The sequence below is a fragment of the Kosakonia sp. BYX6 genome (assembly GCF_038449125.1).
Lineage (GTDB): Bacteria > Pseudomonadota > Gammaproteobacteria > Enterobacterales > Enterobacteriaceae > Kosakonia > Kosakonia calanthes.
Map to the genome: position 1 here is coordinate 3,668,479 of NZ_CP151800.1, position 18,131 is coordinate 3,686,609.

The following is an 18,131-nucleotide window of genomic DNA, read 5'->3' on the forward strand; positions in this document are numbered from 1 at the left end:
AGTGATGATGCGGCCTGACCAGCGGCGTATCGCGTGCCAAAAAGGGATGTGATGGGGGATGATTTTATTCATGCCGGGAATTATTCCCGGTTTGCGCACGTCACTAAATACTCTATTCTGTCAAAAAATACCTAAATATTGCCAATAACATGACATCCCGCCTTGCCAATACGTTGTTTGATCCCGACAGCACGCCGAGCCCGGCAGTCGCACGTCATATTGATTTCGTGGATTACGCAGCAGAAGTGCCGGTTCATACGCACCGCAAAGGGCAGTTGATTATTGCCCTGTACGGGGCGGTAATTTGTCGTGCGGAAAATGATATCTGGATAGTGCCACCCGATTGCGCGGTGTGGATCCCAGGCGGAGTTCCTCATAGCGCCAAAGCGACCTGGAATGCGCACCTTAACTACTTGTTTATTGAACCCGGAGCAGTCGCGCTGCCGGAAAAATGCTGCACGCTGGCAATTTCACCGCTGATTAAAGAGTTAATTGATCGCTTAACAAATGAAGAAGTTGATTACGCACCGCAGAGCCATGTTGGCAGGTTGACCAGAGTGACGCTCGATGAACTCGTGACCATGCCGCAGCAGAAATTGAGCCTGCCGGTTTCTGCGAACCCTAAAATTCGCGCTATGGCCGATGCGCTGGTCAGCAATCCGGAAGATCGGAGCACATTCAAAGTCTGGGCAAAGCGACTGGCGCTCAGCGAACGTTCATTAGCGCGCTTAATGCTGCGTGAAACCGGTCTGACCTTCGGTCGCTGGCGTCAGCAACTGCATTTGATTATTGCCCTTCGGGAACTGGCAAGCGGAGTATCGGTACAAAACGTGGCGGCAAACCTGGGGTATGAGTCGGTTAACGCGTTTATTACCATGTTCAGAAAAACGATGGGCAGCACGCCAGCGCACTATTTTGCTGCTCGCAGAATGGCGGATTCATAGTCTGATACAGTGTGAGTCACTTGATTTACGTGTGGGCAAGCCTACTGTTTTGCCGACGTGGTCGCCAGAATCACCGATAACAAGGGTGTTGATCTCATCCTTGATTTTATCGGTGCGCCATATTTTGAACGAAACGTGAACGCACTTAATTTTGGTGGCCGCCTGGTGCAGATTGGCATTATGGGAGGCATTGAAAACGCGAAGATCCCGCTGGACCGGGTGTTGTACCGCCATGTGCAGATTATCGGTACGGTAATGAAATCACGTTCGCAAGAAGTGAAGCATGAGATGTCCCGTCGCTTTGAAGAGTGCTGGTTAACCCGCTTCGGTAAAGATGGGCTGAACCCGGTTATTGACAGCGTATTCCCGCTGGTCAACGCCTGTAAAGCTCGCCAGCGTATGGAAGACGGTCTGAACACAGGAAAAATTGTGTTGACGATGTAGATGACGCAAACGAAAGGGCTATTTTCCCTGCCTTTTTGTCGCAACCCCCTTCGCTATCAGGCATGAACAGCCCGCGCAATATACTCAGGGCTGTTCGATGTCAGAGGATGAATCAAGTACCGCCATAAAAAACATCGCTAGTGGTTAAAAGTGATATCAGAGTATTGCTGTTACATTGTTTGTCAAAGCTAAGTTCAGATGTCCGTGGTGGGGCTAATTTGAAATGTCCGCTCCTGGCACAAAGCCGACCGTGAGCACCCTCTAAATTAATGAACACATCTAATAAGCCCTAGCGAATTACCCCACCTAATCGAATAAATCACTTTGCGTTATGCTTTTCCTGGACAACAGCCAAAGGATAACGCCATGCAAACTATAAAACTAAACAACGGTATTGAAATGCCTCTGCTGGGCTTTGGTGTCTTTCAGATGACGGATGCAACCGAATGCGAAAGAGCCGTTATTGACGCCATCGATACGGGATACCGCCTGATTGATACCGCTGCGTCTTACCAGAATGAAACCCAGGTCGGGAACGCACTGAAACAGACCGGTATCGCACGTAACGAACTGTTCGTAACAACCAAACTTTGGCTGCAGGATACAAATTACGAAGGCGCTAAAGCCCAGTTCGAACGCTCTCTGAACCGCCTGCAGCTGGACTACGTTGACCTGTATCTGATTCACCAACCATACGGTGATGTCCATGGGGCCTGGCGCGCCATGGAAGAACTGCATCAGGCAGGCAAAATTCGCGCCATTGGTGTTAGCAATTTCCATCCTGACCGACTGGCCGACCTTATCGCCTTCAACAAAGTCTCCCCTGCGGTAAACCAAGTTGAAGTTAACCCCTTCAACCAGCAGTTGCATGCCGTTCCATGGATGCAAAGCCGTGGCATTCAGCCGGAAGCCTGGGCACCGTTTGCTGAGGGTAAAAATGGTCTGTTCCAGCATCCCGTGTTAACGGCAATTGGTCAGAAATACGGCAAAAGCGTGGGCCAGGTTGTGCTGCGGTGGATCTTCCAGCGAGGCATCATTTCACTGGCGAAATCGGTGCGGAAAGAACGTATGGAAGAGAACATCAACATTCTCGATTTTGAACTCAGTTCTGAAGATATGCTGCAGCTTACCGCACTCGACACCGCAACCAGCGCCTTCTTCTCTCACCGCGACCCAGCAATGGTGGAATGGCTGACTGGCCGCAAACTTGATGTTTAAGTCGCGTTAAAAGAGGTATTCATTCAATGCAAAAACGTTATTTGGGTAAATCCGGACTCGAAGTCTCCGCGCTTGGACTCGGTTGCATGGGCTTAAGCCACGGCTACGGCCCGGCGACCGATACTCGCCAGGCTATCGAGCTCATTCGCGCAGCGGTTGAACGTGGTGTCATCTTCTTCGATACCGCCGAAGTGTATGGCCCCTTCCTTAATGAAGAGGTTGTCGGTGAAGCTTTAAAACCGTTTCGTGACCGTGTGGTCATCGCCACCAAGTTTGGTTTTACCTTTGGCGATGACAACAAGCAGCAGATTTTAAACAGCCGTCCGGAGCATATCCGTGAAGCTGTGGAAGGATCATTACGCCGTCTGAAGACTGATGTCATTGATCTACTGTATCAACACCGTGTCGACCCGGATGTCCCCATTGAAGATGTTGCGGGTACAGTGAAAGACCTGATGGCTGAAGGCAAAGTCAAACATTTCGGTCTGTCCGAAGCGGGTGCGCAAACCATTCGTCGTGCGCATGCTGTACAACCGGTCACTGCCCTGCAAAGTGAATACTCCCTGTGGTGGCGCGAGCCTGAGCAGGAGATCCTGCCGTTACTGGAGGAACTGGGCATTGGTTTTGTGCCCTTCAGCCCATTAGGCAAAGGCTTCCTGACGGGGTCAATTAAGCCAGGAACCACTTTTGGGAAGGATGATTACCGAAGCCAGGTGCCGCGTTTCGCCGAACAAGCGATTGAAGCGAATGAAAAGCTGGTCTCGTTGTTGGGTGAACTGGCTGCAGAGAAAGGCGTGACGTCTGCGCAAATCGCGCTGGCATGGCTACTGGCACAAAAGCCGTGGATTGTTCCCATCCCTGGTACCACGAAACTCCATCGGCTGGAGGAAAACCTGGGCGCTGCCGACATCCTTCTTTCGCAGGATGACTCACGTCAGATAACACAGGCGCTTGAAACGATTAAAATCGTCGGCGAACGTTACTCTCCTGAGCACCAGGCTCGCGTAGGCCGTTAATACCCGGACGGGTCCGCTGAGATTGGCGGATCCGTTATTCCGAGTAGCGAAGTGCATCGATCATCAGCGAAAAAGCAGGTGGATGCTGCTTACGGCTCGGGTAGTAAAGATAATATCCGGGGAAAGACGGACACCAGTCCTGCAGAATCTGAATAAGCTCTCCTGACTTTATATAATCCTGCACCCTATCCTCAGGTATACAGGCGATGCCAAAACCGGATAAAGCAGCATCAATCCTTTCTGCCTGCAGATTAAACGTTACCTGCCCTTCCACTCTGACCCGTAACGGTTTCCCTTCCTTCTCAAACTCCCAGTGGTAAAGTCCACCGGCAGTCGGCAGGCGCATATTGATGCACCGATGATTTTGTAACTCGTGCGGCGTTTCAGGTGCAGGGTTTGCAGCGAAATAAGACGGTGCTCCCACCACAGCCATTCTCATGTCCGGGCCAATTCTTACCGCAATCATGTCCTTATCCACGCTTTCGCCCAGGCGGATCCCGGCATCAAAACGCCCCTCAACAATATCGACAAAGCCGTTATCCACCACCAGTTCGAGATTGATTTCCGGGTATTCCCGCAGAAAAGGCTTTAGCTTCGGCCATACCAGACTTCGCGCGGCATGCTCCCCGGCAGATAAACGGATATTGCCGGAGGCGGTGCCGTTCAGTTGAACAAGCGATTCCAGCTCCTGCTCAAGATCGGCAATACGAGGTTCAAGGCAGGCAATAATTCTCTCACCGGCTTCTGTAGGGGCAACGCTTCGGGTAGTACGGGTCAGAAGGCGGATATTTAGCCTTTCCTCCAGGGCCTTCATCGCATGGCTGAGTGCAGACTGAGAAACACCCAGCTTACCCGCTGCTTTGGTAAAACTTCGCTCCCTTGCCACCACAAGAAAGATTTGCAATTCGTTGAAGTTTTCTTTGAGCATCGGCGATTTCCTTATGGAGGCATTCCCTTCACCGCACACTCATGAAGGGTGTTCATAAATCTTCATTGGGAGCATCTCCCTGGACCGAACACAGAATGCCCCAACTTATACCCTCAACTGTAACTTGATTCCGGTTGAGTCCGGTTGATAGCAAGAAATAAGATACGGGCTAGAACCGCAGTCCATAATAAATCAGGGTGTTTATGGATGAATACGGACGTTTGGGGAAGTTGAGATGGTGCCGATAATAGGAGTCGAACCTACGACCTTCGCATTACGAATGCGTAAATTGATCTTGTAAAATCAATGCCTATCGAATTTAAATGGATTTTTTGCCACAATATTGCCACAGTTCGTTAGGAATCAGACAGAAATGGCGACTATACGCAAACGTGGTAACTACCAATGGGAAGCTCAAATCCGTAAACGTGGTTTTCCCTCTCAAACCAAAACCTTTAACACCAAAGTGGAAGCAGAAGCTTGGGCCAAAATGATCGAGTCAGAAATGGCGAGAGGAGTTTGGCTTAGCCGCAGCGAAGCGGAATCTACGACATTGTATGAAGCCCTAACGCGATATGAAAAAGAGATTGTTCCCGGCAAAAAAGGGGCAGTGCAAGACCGATCATTGGTGCGGATACTAAAAAGCACTCAGCTGGCGAAAAACTATATGGCCAGCATCAGGAGTGCCGATGTCGCCAAGCTGAGAGATGAATGGTAGAAAATCTATGCTCCTGCAACCGTTTTAAGGCGTTTGGCCTTACTTTCTCATGTATTCAATGTTTCGCGGAAAGAATGGGGCATGGAGAGCCTGCTGAACCCCGTAGAGGCCATTCGCAAACCCCAACCCAAGAACTCCAGGACCAGACGCTTGGAAGCGCTGCCTGTAGTTTCTGAGAAAACCGGTGTTACGTCAGGAAAGGAAATAGCCAACGAGATCGAACATATCATCGCCGCAACACATTCATTAGTATTGCCAGCAATCATTCTTCTGGCGTTAGAGACAGCCATGCGCCGTAGCGAAATCGCAGAACTTCGATGGCGCTTTATTGATCTTGATCGGCGAGTTGCACATCTGCCAGATACTAAGAATGGTAATGCCCGCGATGTCCCTTTATCAACGAAAGCCATTACGATACTGTCCAGTCTCAAGGAACATTCTAAGCCAACTGCTGATAAGGTTTTTGATATGCGTGCAGACGCGATTACCCGAGCTTTTGACCGAGCTGTAAAACGAGCCAGAGAACGATACGAGAAGACAAACTCATTATGTGATGAATCTTTCCTTAAAGATTTAAGATTCCATGACCTTCGACATGAAGCAACTTCTCGACTAGCTGAAATTTTCCCTATGCATGAACTAACCAAAATTACAGGACATAAAGATCCAAGAATGCTAATGCGGTATTATCATCCAAAAGCTGAAGATTTGGCGTTAAAGTTGAAATAAGGACGTTGTATGGATTATAAAAATAAGTTAGTTGATGCATCACCCAAATTAAACAACCCTCAACTATTGGCTATAATATACTTAATACCTTTTGGATACTTGATTGTAGAAAACCCATTATGGCTAGAAAATATATACATTGCCGCTCCAATTTTTCTATCATCTATAGCTTTATTAACCAGTGTATACATAGGATATCGTGATTTATTAAATAAAGTATTTAATAATACAGTGGTTAAATGGGGCGTAACTGGCTTTACATATTCAGTATGCTTATGGATCGCAAAGTTTAAGCTTGACATAGCTTATGGTATAGCCCCAGAAAATCTTAATTACTCGACATTAGCTTATGCTTTCATGCTCTCATTTCCAATAGGAGCAATGATTTGTGCAACTACAGTCTATATATACATATTTTTGCGAGATGTATCCCCAGCAAAAATAGTAATATCCTCTATGATTTCAGTATATATTGGAAACTTGGCTCAACATCATATACAGGTGAACAATTTTCCTGAAAAAATAATATTAATAGGACTCATAATTATGGTCCCCTATAACATGGTCAATCTAGCCAGTTCATTAGTTATTAAAAGGAAATTTAATTTTAATCGTTTAGTATCAGGCTTATCCCTTTTTGCTGTGTCAGTTGCTCTTTTTATTATTAGCATGACAGCAATGAAATATATTGAAAGATTTCAAGAAAAGTTTATTTTTCTTGATGCAAGAACATCTACGACATGTGGTAGCCCAGAAAGCAAATCTCTTTATATTGAAAAAAATGAAAATCAGTGTTATAAAGTATCAGGAAATAAATTCTCGGAGTTAAGACTAACTCTTGTAGATAAAAACATCCCGAATATAAATAATAAGGGCACTTCAACTTATGAACAAAAATAACCCTGCTAATTCATTTTCTATAGAAGCAAGGAAAGAAGCTTTTCGGAGAGCTGAAGCCAGTCTTTTTTTATCAAGTAAAGATCCCAAAGGCTCCTCATTTTTTAATGAAATAAAAAATAAGGTAATCAATGGAGAGCTAACCTATGAAGAGGCAAAGAGAGAAAGTATTAAATTATCACATTGAACAAACTAAAAATCAAATTAAAAAAGGCTAACATCCAGTTAGCCTCTTCTCACTAGTGAGCCATTTTATAGTCCCTTAGCGCAATTTTAAGTAACTCAGTTTGCTCATCAGCATCATCATAATTATAAATTCCGGTAGCAGAATAATACTCTTCGATACATAGAATATTTATCAATGGTTCACAAATCTCTTTAATAAACTCTTTGTTGTTATCGGCAAAAATAATTTTTATTCCTTCCAAAACAAAGCTATTATAATCAGCCATTATCCACCTCCTTACAGGTGTTTAGTGGAAGCGTCAGTTAACGTTACCGCGCTAACTGACGCGTCTAAATCAAGATTTTTTACTGCCAGTTAAACTATCCCCCTCAAACTCATCCTGTTCGTGGTTACTCTGACGATCGGCTGTGTGTTTACGTATTTGATTCGCTATTTCCCCACCAACGGTCTGTTGTGATCGGATAGAATTAGTACTTCCCTTCATCATCTGATACTCCGCAGCTCCATTAGACAGCCCGCTCGCCATGTGAGAAGCCATGCGGCCAGCTCGTGAGAATGATGAAGCAAACCCTTGGCTTCCTCCGCTGGCGCTACCTGTATTGCTCCCTGCAGACGATCCACCGGAATCGCCTGATGGTTGTCCTCCAGAAGTATCTATGGAACCGGTATCTTCCCCGCCGCCAAATCCTCCACCTGAACCGCCTCTATCACCAGAACCAGATTCTTCGGCCATCGCCGCTTGTGCAGATTCAAATGCTGCTTTTAGAGCGGAAGCACCACCACTGACTTGGGCTGTAGCGCTCATTGCCATTGCCCCAGCGCCACTCATTGCAGTAGTAGCAGCGCCAGTAATCATACCTGCTCCAAAACCACCAATCCCTTGTAAGGACGCTCCTCCTACAACGCCTGATAACAACAACGGTAATTTATTAGTCAATACTAAAAGAGTGATTGACGCCAGAAGTAAAACAATAAGACTATTAAGATCAGGAATATCATTTTTAATAATAGAAAAATACTGATCTATAAATGATTGCCCAATCCCAATAATTAATGTCATCGTAAACAACTGAATGCCAATCGATAATACAGTGCGTAAGTAATTTATTGCAATGTCAGAAGTCCATTTCGAGCCACCAAACCCAAGTAATATAACTCCTGCATAACACAACACCCATGCAGAAACTAACATTATTAGCATATTTATCGCGATAAGTGCCATTACGACTAATACTATTATCGCGACGGTTATCATAATGGTCGAAATCATTGGTGACCAAATTGATGCTGCTGAGCTGACCTTTGTTAATATCACAAAGGCTATGTCAACTATGCTTGATGGTGAAATACCAGTACTTGTTCCTAAAGCATTTGCTGCAAGTTGTCTCATTGAGTTAATTATAGATTGTGATATGGCTGGGCCGTTGATTAAAAGATAATAAAAAAAGCCAATTACGGCAAAAAAACGAACTATCTCTGCAAGTGCACTGGTTAAACCTTCCCCTTGCATCGCCAACATACCAAATGTCCAAACCATACTTATCAATACCATCCCCCAGAAGAGCCAATTTGCATAATCACCAATTACTAAAGTCCATGCGCTGGCTACTTGTTGAAACTTATCTAATAACGTATCAAGTAATCCGCTACTATCTAATTGACCAGCGTAAGCGTTTACAGAAAACAAAAAAATTATGCCTAAAAAAGTGAGATTGCTTACTATTCTCATAATTACCATTCTCGCTTAGGGCTAGGATTGTTATTACCACGCAGGGCACATTTATCGTAGTTATGTTCGTTCAATTTATTCTCTGGCGTTGATAAACAACCTTCATCTTTTTTATCGCAAGAGCATATAATTAATGAAATGATTAGAATAAAAATGATCAAAAGTTTATCTTTCATTCAGCTATCCCTCACCAAATTCGCTTCGGGCTTGGTGTGTTCTCGCCAGCTAACGCTTTTTCATCAGCGACTATTTGTTGGGCTTCTTTATCAGCCTCAGCCTGTGCCAGTGTTGCTGCAGCGTTTTGCTGAGCTACCAAAAGCGAGCGGATTTGCAGCAACTGGTTCGTTTGAGCACTGGCAAACTGGTTAGCGGCCTGAATAGCTTCCATTTGCCCTTGTGCGCCGGTTGCCTGAGTTTGCAAATCTGCAAGGTTGTCAGCATCGCTTTGCAGCGTATCCTGCTGTTCGTCGAGAGCCTTAAATATAGCGTCATTGGCCTTTTTACGTGCCTCAGAGCTGTTCTGTTCAGCTTTGCGCAGTACGCTAATTTCATCCGCAGTACATTCAACATTACTGTTAAAGCACGGTGATGAGCGGTAGTAATTCACGTCCTGATAACGTTTCAGATATGAATCAAGACTCCCGGCCTGATTTTTGTAGTAATTAAGGGTGTCCTGCGCCTGCAACAATTTGTTGATGGTCGAATTGGCCTGATCCCAGATATAGGCTGCAGGTGCGACTGTATTTTTGAGCATGTTTTCATACTGCTGCAGCTGCGTCTGGTACTGCTGGATCTGTTTTGCCACAGCCTGAACGTTGTTGACTGCGCTGATTGTGGTCTGCACCACATTAGTACCATCTATGACCGGGATACCGGCTGTCGCCGGTAATGCCATGATTGACACCACTAAAGAAACTACTAAGGCCTTTTTAGCTGATAAAATTCCTCCTTGTGATGAAAATACTCGGAGCATTAACTTCATTTGCTTACCTCAATTTCAACAGATTATTAATATTGAACACATTCTCTATATAGGCGGTAGCCGATCAGCCTCGCAGAGCAGGACTCCCCTTGAGCATCGAAGATGCGAATACGGGGAGAGTAAAGTTGATAACCTGTTTACAGGTTAGCTAACTTTACATGTCCTGCCCTACATTTGCCGTTGTGAATCTGTGTACGTATTGTGTATTCCTGTGTACTCAGTGTGTTTTCCTAAAGCATTTGTGCAGGATTAGTCGTGTAAAAGAGTGCAGCATATGTGTTTATTGAAAGGAAACTTATTTGAACACCCCAAGGAATATTTTTATTCTTGCGGCTTGAGCTTTGGTGGTCTGCCACGTTTCCTTTGAGACTTATTTATCTCTTTCGATATATCATCATTCTCTTTCTTTGACTCAACGGATTTATCTATCCAGTCCTTGACATCTTCTCTACGCCAGAGAAGGCGTTTATTACCTGGAAGACGGCACCTTGGTGGCAGACATTTTGGATTTCGCGTTGCATCACTGCGTATACTTTTTACGGTTTTCTTTAACGCAAAAGCCAACTCTTCAACGGTTATAAGTTCTGGCATAACTGATTTCATCGAAGAACCTATCTCTCAGTAAAAATTAGAGGATTTTAGCTGCTAAAATTTTAGCTGCTAAAATTTGCAAACCAACGTTATGAATTGAGAATAATTAAAACTTACTGGCAAAAATAGTTATGTCAACAGAGTTTTTTATTGAGTGGGTTTTTATTCTGCAGGAAATTTGTTTTTTTGGCATTTTTTGAACGACGCTAAGGCTTTAATAATTCTTTTAATCTTTTTGGTTATATATAGGGTTAAAGATCTGGTTAGAAGGATGTGGAAAAGAGATATATCTAATTGTTTATTATGATAATTTTTGATTAGTACCGTACCTCATATGTCATGAAAGTCTACCTCAAATGTCAATAAACCCTACTTCATATGTCAATAATATAGAAAATAAAGAAACAGGTTATGCACAATATTATTAACAGAATCTGTGGATAAATACACAGCTTATACATGAAAAATATAAATTATTTAGCTAAACTAAATAGCAATAAATAAAATGAAACAAAATGTAAAATTATGGTTTTTGGTAATAGTTATCCACAAAGGTTAGCTAACCTTTGCGGGCTACATTAATCATGAAAGTACCATCATTAACAACGGATATATCGAAATCAGGAAGTAAAACCCTTTAGTGAATGATCCTCGATGGCTGGTTTAGCTAAACAAATTTAAACTTTACTGAGTATTAATGAAGTATAAATATTGATCCCAGATAGAAAGAGATGATAAATGGAGAGGTACGTTTACGGCATGGGAACGCTACTCACAGTAAAGCCGGGAAGATAGGGAAACTAAACCCGACTGGTAAGGCTAGGCTTGAATATGTGAAGCTCTGGACGGAGGGGACATCCTACATTAGGCTAAAAATTCTATCTTCAGATAAATGCAAGTTGGAACATTGTTGTGGTATCTTTGCTGGTGATAAGATTAGTGTATATTCTTTTAAAAAGGCGACTGATGTGAAGACGAAAAGTGCTGCACCAACGACCGTAGGAGAAATGCTGTTATTTGAATTTTTAAAGCCATTAGGAATATCAGCGTACGAATTATCTATTAAAATGGATATTTCCTATAAAAGAATGATTGATATCTTACAGAATGAATCTTCAATAACAGAGAAAGAGTGTTTATCTCTTTCAGTTATTTTTAATACAGATGTTTATTTTTGGTGGAACCTACATAATAACTATAATAATTGGATGCAGCGTAAAAACATTCTTTGATGAGAATGGGAATCATGCGCAAAATATTTAAATCATTATCATTTAGAATAAAAACAAATGGAATCTGCGCATGTCCCCCTATTGTTAATATTTTATCGTTCCGTTCAATAAGCCTTGGCAAATTTTATCTTCACGAATTATTATGTCTCGTGTCGTTTGAAAAAATTTAGGTTCACCTTGATTCCATTGTAACAATAGATTATGAATTTTTCTTAAGTTTCTTTCTCGTGCACAATTATTGAAGTGAAACAGCAATTTTCTTCTAGCGTTATTTAGTCTACTGCAATTTAGATTTAAAACGTCAATTGTTTTAGTAACAATGCTAAGTGTTTCTGCAGTAGGTTTACCATCTATACTGATAGAATTACAGTACAATTCATTAGGTAGTAACTTACCTGTAACTTTGTCGAAATTAAAAAATTTGTGCGCATCTGGAAGCGTGAGAGGTAGCAGGATTTTACCTGTCCAGTCTTTGTCAGTTACTTTATTTTTGTCTTCATAGTATGACTTATATGAATCACAACTTAGATTTGCTGGTAATTCAAAATCATCACCTGTATTTGTACCTCCTAGGCATACAGCTAAAAGATTAGACCACTCTAAATGCCAGTTACTTCCACCAGGAAGCGAACCAGATTTAGATTTGAAATGCTCTACTTTTATTTCATGTTGATTTTCACGATCTAAATCTATTTCGCAATACGCGCAAAGGTACGTTTGATCATTGCAAATGTGTTGTTTGAGTCTCTTATATAAAGCGCCTTGTTCGTAATTCCTAAATTCATCCCAAGTCCCATTTGGATTTTGTGCTTTGAAATTGATAAAGAATTGATCTTCCTCGGTTTTATTGATCCTTTTCAAAATCATCCTCCCAAATTCTTTTTTCAATTTCAAGCTTTAATTCTATTAAAGTTTCATCATCTGGACCGAAATGCTGGGATAAAGTAGTACCTAGCTTTCTAGCATCTTCACTAGCATATTTTTCTGAAAATACTAAATTTTTATATTCTTGTAAGAGCTTTGTATACTTATCCTCTGGCGGCCTTTGAGCAACTTCGAACAAGTTTTCCAGTACCCATGAAGATATTGCCCCTCTTACACCTTTCGGTGCCTTAAACTTTTGGCCATTTTTTAACAACCATATATTTTGACTATCAATTGTATGACAGACCTGTGGACTATGAGTTGTAACTATAAACTGAATATTCTTAAAAGTTTTCTCAAGTCTTGGAATAATATTTTGCTGCCATGATGGATGTAAGTGGAGGTCTATTTCATCGATTAATACAATTCCAGTTCCATCCAAAGGGTTAACACTATTAGGGTTTAACAATGCCAATCTACGAGCAATATCAGCAATTAACGCTAAAATACTTTTTTCACCTTGAGATAATTGAAGAACGCTTAAAGAAACATTATCTTTATCGACTGTCAGATCAAGAGGGGCCCGTTGAAGCTTAAGGTTACTAAAACCTGGAAGGAAAGAATAAATCGCATCTTCAATAGTGTGTAGTGTTTTACTATTGACTGAATAATAATTATTCAACTTCTCTTTTAAAACCTTCAAAGAGTTTTGATGATCTTCTAACAATTTTTTAGTAGTCTCAGAATTCTTATTTTCTGCCAGAAGAGCTTTTAGTAATGGATTGTCTAAGTCTTTTTCTTTAGCACGAATCTCTGCTCTTAATGCTGTTAGATCTGCATTGTCAGAGTTTTCAATTTCTATTAGTTCTTTAAACCATCTAAAGAACAACTTGAAATCAGCCTTTCCAGTCAGACTCTTATTATATGCTTTGAATTTATCCCAGATTTGCGCTTCTTTAATTTCTTCTGAATTCTCAATATCTCTTGTTGAAACGTCATTAGCTCTTTCAACTGTATACATTGCAATTAAAGGAAATGATACATTTGGATTGATTGAATGGGCTGTTTTGAAAATATTCCCTAACTCATTAATCCCACTATAGTTACTTTTTGCTTTATCCTCATAACCAGGTTCAGTCGTAGCTATGATCATAGGAAAACGAATTCCCATATAGTCGTAATTTATTGCGATCGAAGCATAGCTTTGACCTTTTTTTAACTCATGTTTTTCGATACCATCGCCATTATGCGAGCGAGTAGATAATCTTGAGGATAGATGTGTCAGCCCCTTCTGGATTGCATCAAGAATCGTCGACTTGCCACAACCATTGTTCCCTACTAAGACGGTAGAGTTTTTTTTCATGGAAAAATCCATTATTAGGGACTCAAACCCTTTATAGTTTTCCAAATGAATATCAGCAACTCTCAGTTTTCCCCCCTCAATCTGTTTAGCTGATAATTCTTTGAAGTGATTAGATTTTTCCTCATCTGGCTCAACTCCGTACTCTTTTGAACCAAATACTTTATAAAGCTGATACGAAGAAGCAAAATCGCCGCCTTCCGATTTTTTAATTAATTTAGTTACTCGACTCGGTAAGTTCTTTTCCATTTATCCTCCTTCAGAATATTTCTTGATAGACTTAATGGTTGAATCTCCATATTTTTTCTCAAGTCTTTCAATGAAAGTAGGCTCAATATTATTTGCAAAACTGATCAAGCCTCTAAGATGATTAATATCAACATTCGAAAGCTTGCCTTCTTTAAATTTAAACACTAAAGAAGTAATATACCTTTTTCTATCCCTTCCAATTGACAATTTATTATTATTAGTTAAAGTCACTCCCGTTACATGACGATTATGTGCTTTAGAAGAATATACAATCTTGTTATTATTAATAATAAGCCGCGTGCCAAAAAAACGAATTAATGTTGTTTTTACTTTTTGATGAGCCAACCCTAAAATATCTCTTTCATTTGTTGAAAAAGTTAAATCATCAGCATATCTTGAGTAAGATATTTTATTTTTTTTGCAAAAACAACTTATCTCCTCATCGAAGCTGTTCATAACAACATTCGAAATAAAAGGGGAGCTTGGTGCCCCTACACTTAAAACTAATGCACCATTTTTTCTTTTTGATCTATTCCAAAAACAAAATTGTTTTAGTATATTTTTATCTTCATCTGAAATATCCAAATGTTGTCTGGCTAATGCCTTGAATAGAATTTCTGGTGTTATTTTGTTAAAAAAATTGACTAAATCTAATTTTAATAAATAAACTGAGTTCTGATGTATCTTAGCGTTATGTAGTATATTTTTCCCATCAACATAAGCTGTGGCTGCATCGTGAATATGCGCATGTTGTCTCAGTATTTCAATTATATCCCTTTGGATTGCTTTTACTCGTGACGTAGGTTGAGCTATGATACGATAGCCAATAGTCCGCTTTGGAATTTTGTATACTTTGTAGTGTGTCGCTGGTCTTGATTTTAAAAGTACGTCAAAATCAGGGTAAGCTTTTTGAAGTGTCGTTTCAATATCGATGCTCATTACCAGCTTGTTCCGTTTACCAGTCATTAACTAGTACCAAGAGATGAACAAGGAGTTTTTAGTACCCTGTCCATCCCGAGGTCTAGGCTCTTTACTTGAAGCCGCGGAACAAACTTTTTGATCCGCAACCTACTGGATTGCGGCTCAAAAAGTTTGTTCCGCAACTGTAAATGTAATCAATAAATTAGAGTTTGGCGCAACGCCCAACTAGATTTGACCAATCAGGTGGTAAATCCATAATACGCTAAAGAGCATTACCATCTTACGCTTTTCTCCGCAAAACATCAAATGGTTCAGTAAAAAGGTAATGATGAGAATATTTTTTAAAAACAAGAAGTTGAAGTTGTAAATTAAAAAAACACACAATTGAACTCATACAGACTTTCGCTTTCTAGTGCTAAGTTAGACATTTCTTGTTGCCACAATTTTGCCACACGTACAACGCGCAAAAATGCACATTCATGTTAAGAAAAGCAAAACAATGCAGCAGTAACCAGATGATTTTATTAGAAAAGATGGTGCCGATAATAGGAGTCGAACCTACGACCTTCGCATTACGAATGCGCTGCTCTACCAACTGAGCTATATCGGCCCTGCGATGTGTTCACGAGCGTGAATCACGGGGTAGAAGGTTAAAACTAAGCGGGTGATGCGTCAATGCCCTTGGGAATCAAACGGCTACTTTTGCATCACCCGATTTCATTTACGCACGAATCGTATCGTCGCCGAAACCAATCCACTTATAGGTGGTGAGCGCTTCCAGGCCCATCGGGCCGCGCGCGTGCAGCTTCTGGGTGCTGACCGCCACTTCCGCGCCGAGGCCAAACTGCCCGCCATCGGTAAAGCGCGTGGACGCATTCACATACACCGCAGAGGAATCCACTTCGTTGATAAAGCGGTCCGCGTTACGCAGCGTACGCGTCAGGATCGCGTCGGAGTGCTGCGTACCGTGCTGACGAATATGATCGATGGCCTCATCCAGATCGGCGACGATTTTCACGTTCAGATCCAGCGACAAAAACTCATCGTCATACTGCTCTGCTTTCACCGCTTCAACTTTCGCCGGGCCGTTTTGCAGCAGCGCCAACGCTTGCTCATCTGCGTGCAGCGTTACGCCGCTTTCCGCCATTTGCTTGCTCAGCGCGGGCAGGAAAGTCCCCGCAATGCCTTGATGCACCAGCAACGTTTCAACGGTATTACAGGTACTCGGGCGTTGCGTTTTGGCGTTGACGATTATCTTCAGCGCCGGGGCGATTTCCGCGGTGTCATCCACCACAATATGGCAAACACCAATACCGCCGGTGATCACCGGGATCGTCGACTGCTCGCGGCACAGTTTGTGCAAACCCGCGCCGCCGCGTGGAATCAGCATGTCAATGTATTTATCCATGCGCAGCATTTCATTGACCAGGGCGCGATCCGGGCTTTCGATCGCCTGCACCGCACCGGCCGGTAAACCGCACTCTTCCAACGCCTGCTGGATAACCTTCACCGTCGCGGCATTGGTGCGCCACGTTTCTTTACCGCCGCGCAGGATCGCGGCATTGCCGGTTTTCAGGCACAGCGAGGCGACATCAACAGTGACATTCGGGCGCGCTTCATAAATCACGCCGATAACGCCGAGCGGCACACGGCGACGCTCAATGCGCAGGCCGCTGTCCAGCAAACCGCCATCAATAACCTGGCCGACCGGATCCGCCAAGTTGCAAACCTGGCGCACATCATCGGCAATGCTTTTTAAACGCGCCGGGTTCAGCGCCAAACGATCAAGCATCGCTTCACTCAAGCCATTACGGCGAGCTTCCAGCAGATCCTGCTCGTTGGCTAATAAAATGTCTTCCGCTTGTACTTCTAAATAATCGGCGATTTTTTCCAGCACGCGGTTTTTTTCGCGGCTGGAGAGCAATGCCAGCTTGTAAGACGCTGCTTTCGCCGCGATACCCATTTGTTCCAGCATACTTCTGCTCCTTAACGGATGATCATATCGTCACGGTGCACAGCGACAGGGCCGTATTCATAGCCTAGAATGGCGTCAATTTGCTGCGAGTGGTGACCCGCAATACGGCGCAGCGCGTCGCTGTTGTAGCGGCTGACGCCATGAGCGATATCGCGGCCTTGCAGATTACGAATGCGGATCACTTCACCACGAGAAAAATTGCCTGTCACGCTTTTAATGCCCTTCGGCAGCAGGGAACTACCGCGCTCCAGAATAGCAGCGGTTGCCCCTTCATCGACGGAAATTTCCCCAGCTGGCGGCGCGCCAAAAATCCAGCGTTTACGGTTTTCCAGCGGGGATTCTTGCGCGTGAAAACGCGTGCCGACCGGCGTGCCATTCAACACATCGCCAATCACGCCCGGTTTGCTGCCAGCGGCGATAATCGTGTCGATACCTGCGCGACAAGCGACATCGGCGGCCTGTAATTTAGTACCCATCCCGCCCGTACCAAGCCCCGAAACGCTGTCACCGGCAATGGCGCGCAGCGCATCGTCGATACCATAGACATCTTTAATCAATTCAGCGTCAGGATTGTTGCGCGGATCGGCGGTAAACAGACCTTGTTGATCGGTCAGCAGCAGCAGTTTGTCGGCGCCGGCCAGAATCGCCGCCAGCGCGGAAAGGTTATCGTTGTCGCCCACTTTGATTTCGGTGGTGGCGACCGCGTCGTTTTCGTTGATTACCGGCACGATATTGTTATCAAGCAGCGCGCGCAGCGTGTCGCGCGCATTGAGGAAACGCTCGCGGTCTTCCATGTCGGCGCGGGTCAGCAACATCTGGCCGATATGAATGCCGTAAATAGAAAACAGCTGTTCCCACAGTTGAATCAAACGGCTCTGCCCTACCGCCGCCAGCAGTTGCTTCGAAGCAATGGTCGCGGGCAGTTCCGGGTAGCCCAAGTGCTCGCGCCCGGCGGCAATCGCGCCGGAAGTCACAATTACAATACGATGCCCGGCGGCATGTTGCTGCGCGCACTGGCGCACCAGTTCCACAATATGGGCGCGGTTCAGGCGACGGGAACCGCCCGTTAAAACACTGGTACCGAGTTTTACCACCAGCGTCTGGCTGTCACTCATGATTCTCTGCCGTTTTTAGGAAAAAATAAGAA

17 protein-coding genes, 2 tRNA genes and 2 pseudogenes are annotated in these 18,131 nt (G+C 43.5%); 8 read left to right on the forward strand and 13 right to left on the reverse strand.

Translation table 11 applies throughout. The features are described 5' to 3' along the window. The first annotated feature begins 149 nt into the window (after window positions 1–149). The 4 genes from AAEY27_RS17275 (at window position 150) to AAEY27_RS17290 (ending at window position 3,622) form a co-directional block, all read left to right on the forward strand. On the forward strand, window positions 150–944 hold the full coding sequence (locus AAEY27_RS17275) for an AraC family transcriptional regulator (protein WP_342322012.1): 795 nt from the start codon (window positions 150–152) through the stop codon (window positions 942–944). Between the two features lie 57 nt (window positions 945–1,001). Next, complete coding sequence (locus tag AAEY27_RS17280; protein WP_342322013.1) at window positions 1,002–1,388, forward strand: zinc-binding dehydrogenase; 387 nt, start codon at window positions 1,002–1,004, stop codon at window positions 1,386–1,388. 366 nt (window positions 1,389–1,754) lie between these two features. Continuing rightward, complete coding sequence (locus AAEY27_RS17285) at window positions 1,755–2,606, forward strand: aldo/keto reductase (protein ID WP_342322015.1); 852 nt, start codon at window positions 1,755–1,757, stop codon at window positions 2,604–2,606. 26 nt (window positions 2,607–2,632) lie between these two features. Then, window positions 2,633–3,622 (forward strand): aldo/keto reductase, encoded by a 990-nt coding sequence (locus tag AAEY27_RS17290; protein WP_342322016.1) that lies wholly within the window; start codon window positions 2,633–2,635, stop codon window positions 3,620–3,622. A gap of 34 nt (window positions 3,623–3,656) precedes the next feature. On the opposite strand, the gene AAEY27_RS17295 is transcribed toward AAEY27_RS17290, so the two are convergent. Together AAEY27_RS17295 and AAEY27_RS17300 are read right to left on the reverse strand one after the other, a co-directional pair. Beyond that, window positions 3,657–4,550, reverse strand: a complete 894-nt coding sequence (locus tag AAEY27_RS17295) for a LysR family transcriptional regulator (RefSeq protein WP_342322017.1) — start codon at window positions 4,548–4,550, stop codon at window positions 3,657–3,659. Window positions 4,551–4,786: 236 nt separating this feature from the next. Beyond that, window positions 4,787–4,898: transfer RNA gene (locus AAEY27_RS17300), tRNA-Ser, on the reverse strand. Window positions 4,899–4,923: 25 nt separating this feature from the next. On the opposite strand from AAEY27_RS17300, the pseudogene AAEY27_RS17305 reads away from it, so the two are divergent. From AAEY27_RS17305 to AAEY27_RS17315, 3 genes and pseudogenes are all read left to right on the forward strand, one after another. Then, window positions 4,924–5,997 (forward strand): annotated as a pseudogene (locus AAEY27_RS17305) (tyrosine-type recombinase/integrase). 9 nt (window positions 5,998–6,006) lie between these two features. Next, window positions 6,007–6,897 (forward strand): hypothetical protein, encoded by an 891-nt coding sequence (locus AAEY27_RS17310; RefSeq protein WP_342322018.1) that lies wholly within the window; start codon window positions 6,007–6,009, stop codon window positions 6,895–6,897. Continuing rightward, window positions 6,884–7,112, forward strand: a pseudogene (locus AAEY27_RS17315) (antitoxin VbhA family protein). Before AAEY27_RS17310 ends, AAEY27_RS17315 begins: the two are co-directional and overlap by 14 nt. A gap of 21 nt (window positions 7,113–7,133) precedes the next feature. Here the strand turns inward: AAEY27_RS17315 and AAEY27_RS17320 are convergent. From AAEY27_RS17320 to AAEY27_RS17340, 5 genes are all read right to left on the reverse strand, one after another. Continuing rightward, the gene (locus AAEY27_RS17320) at window positions 7,134–7,346 is read right to left on the reverse strand and encodes a hypothetical protein (protein WP_342322019.1); all 213 of its coding nucleotides are present in this window, start codon (window positions 7,344–7,346) and stop codon (window positions 7,134–7,136) included. A gap of 69 nt (window positions 7,347–7,415) precedes the next feature. Next, the gene (gene trbL / locus AAEY27_RS17325) at window positions 7,416–8,810 is read right to left on the reverse strand and encodes a P-type conjugative transfer protein TrbL (protein WP_342322021.1); all 1,395 of its coding nucleotides are present in this window, start codon (window positions 8,808–8,810) and stop codon (window positions 7,416–7,418) included. 2 nt (window positions 8,811–8,812) lie between these two features. Beyond that, window positions 8,813–8,986 (reverse strand): hypothetical protein, encoded by a 174-nt coding sequence (locus AAEY27_RS17330; RefSeq protein ID WP_342322023.1) that lies wholly within the window; start codon window positions 8,984–8,986, stop codon window positions 8,813–8,815. An 11-nt stretch (window positions 8,987–8,997) separates the two neighbouring features. Then, window positions 8,998–9,792: a P-type conjugative transfer protein TrbJ gene (gene trbJ / locus AAEY27_RS17335; RefSeq protein ID WP_342322024.1), complete on the reverse strand. Its 795-nt coding sequence runs from the start codon at window positions 9,790–9,792 to the stop codon at window positions 8,998–9,000. Between the two features lie 321 nt (window positions 9,793–10,113). Next, window positions 10,114–10,395, reverse strand: coding sequence for a hypothetical protein (locus AAEY27_RS17340; protein WP_077258730.1), 282 nt, complete (start codon window positions 10,393–10,395; stop codon window positions 10,114–10,116). Between the two features lie 956 nt (window positions 10,396–11,351). On the opposite strand from AAEY27_RS17340, the gene AAEY27_RS17345 reads away from it, so the two are divergent. Then, window positions 11,352–11,615 carry a HigA family addiction module antitoxin gene (locus tag AAEY27_RS17345; RefSeq protein ID WP_074188826.1) on the forward strand — a complete coding sequence of 88 codons (264 nt, stop codon included), beginning with the start codon at window positions 11,352–11,354 and terminating at the stop codon, window positions 11,613–11,615. 84 nt (window positions 11,616–11,699) lie between these two features. Here the strand turns inward: AAEY27_RS17345 and AAEY27_RS17350 are convergent, their stop codons facing one another. The 6 genes from AAEY27_RS17350 to proB all read right to left on the reverse strand — a co-directional run bounded on the left by AAEY27_RS17350 (window position 11,700) and on the right by proB (window position 18,099). After that, window positions 11,700–12,482, reverse strand: coding sequence for a retron system putative HNH endonuclease (locus AAEY27_RS17350; RefSeq protein ID WP_342325622.1), 783 nt, complete (start codon window positions 12,480–12,482; stop codon window positions 11,700–11,702). After that, entirely contained in the window at window positions 12,460–14,088 is a 1,629-nt protein-coding gene (ptuA, locus tag AAEY27_RS17355; RefSeq protein WP_342322025.1) for a retron Ec78 anti-phage system effector ATPase PtuA, read from the reverse strand. Before ptuA ends, AAEY27_RS17350 begins: the two co-directional genes overlap by 23 nt. Beyond that, a complete protein-coding gene (locus AAEY27_RS17360) occupies window positions 14,089–15,027 on the reverse strand; it encodes a retron St85 family RNA-directed DNA polymerase (protein WP_342322026.1) in 939 nt (312 codons plus the stop codon). A gap of 516 nt (window positions 15,028–15,543) precedes the next feature. Continuing rightward, window positions 15,544–15,619, reverse strand: a tRNA-Thr gene (locus tag AAEY27_RS17365). A 111-nt stretch (window positions 15,620–15,730) separates the two neighbouring features. Next, window positions 15,731–16,984 (reverse strand): glutamate-5-semialdehyde dehydrogenase, encoded by a 1,254-nt coding sequence (proA, locus tag AAEY27_RS17370; protein WP_342322027.1) that lies wholly within the window; start codon window positions 16,982–16,984, stop codon window positions 15,731–15,733. Between the two features lie 11 nt (window positions 16,985–16,995). Then, on the reverse strand, window positions 16,996–18,099 hold the full coding sequence (gene proB / locus AAEY27_RS17375; RefSeq protein WP_342322029.1) for a glutamate 5-kinase: 1,104 nt from the start codon (window positions 18,097–18,099) through the stop codon (window positions 16,996–16,998). Window positions 18,100–18,131: the final 32 nt, after the last annotated feature.

Coding starts and splice junctions, on each gene's coding strand:
- AAEY27_RS17285 (WP_342322015.1), top strand. CDS start 1,755: ATGCAAACTATAAAACTAAACAACGGTATTGAAATGCCTCTGCTGGGC.
- trbL (WP_342322021.1), bottom strand. CDS start 8,810: ATGAGAATAGTAAGCAATCTCACTTTTTTAGGCATAATTTTTTTGTTT.
- AAEY27_RS17330 (WP_342322023.1), bottom strand. CDS start 8,986: ATGAAAGATAAACTTTTGATCATTTTTATTCTAATCATTTCATTAATT.
- proA (WP_342322027.1), bottom strand. CDS start 16,984: ATGCTGGAACAAATGGGTATCGCGGCGAAAGCAGCGTCTTACAAGCTG.
- AAEY27_RS17295 (WP_342322017.1), bottom strand. CDS start 4,550: ATGCTCAAAGAAAACTTCAACGAATTGCAAATCTTTCTTGTGGTGGCA.
- AAEY27_RS17275 (WP_342322012.1), top strand. CDS start 150: ATGACATCCCGCCTTGCCAATACGTTGTTTGATCCCGACAGCACGCCG.
- trbJ (WP_342322024.1), bottom strand. CDS start 9,792: ATGAAGTTAATGCTCCGAGTATTTTCATCACAAGGAGGAATTTTATCA.
- AAEY27_RS17320 (WP_342322019.1), bottom strand. CDS start 7,346: ATGGCTGATTATAATAGCTTTGTTTTGGAAGGAATAAAAATTATTTTT.
- ptuA (WP_342322025.1), bottom strand. CDS start 14,088: ATGGAAAAGAACTTACCGAGTCGAGTAACTAAATTAATTAAAAAATCG.
- AAEY27_RS17340 (WP_077258730.1), bottom strand. CDS start 10,395: ATGAAATCAGTTATGCCAGAACTTATAACCGTTGAAGAGTTGGCTTTT.
- proB (WP_342322029.1), bottom strand. CDS start 18,099: ATGAGTGACAGCCAGACGCTGGTGGTAAAACTCGGTACCAGTGTTTTA.
- AAEY27_RS17290 (WP_342322016.1), top strand. CDS start 2,633: ATGCAAAAACGTTATTTGGGTAAATCCGGACTCGAAGTCTCCGCGCTT.
- AAEY27_RS17310 (WP_342322018.1), top strand. CDS start 6,007: ATGGATTATAAAAATAAGTTAGTTGATGCATCACCCAAATTAAACAAC.
- AAEY27_RS17350 (WP_342325622.1), bottom strand. CDS start 12,482: ATGATTTTGAAAAGGATCAATAAAACCGAGGAAGATCAATTCTTTATC.
- AAEY27_RS17360 (WP_342322026.1), bottom strand. CDS start 15,027: ATGAGCATCGATATTGAAACGACACTTCAAAAAGCTTACCCTGATTTT.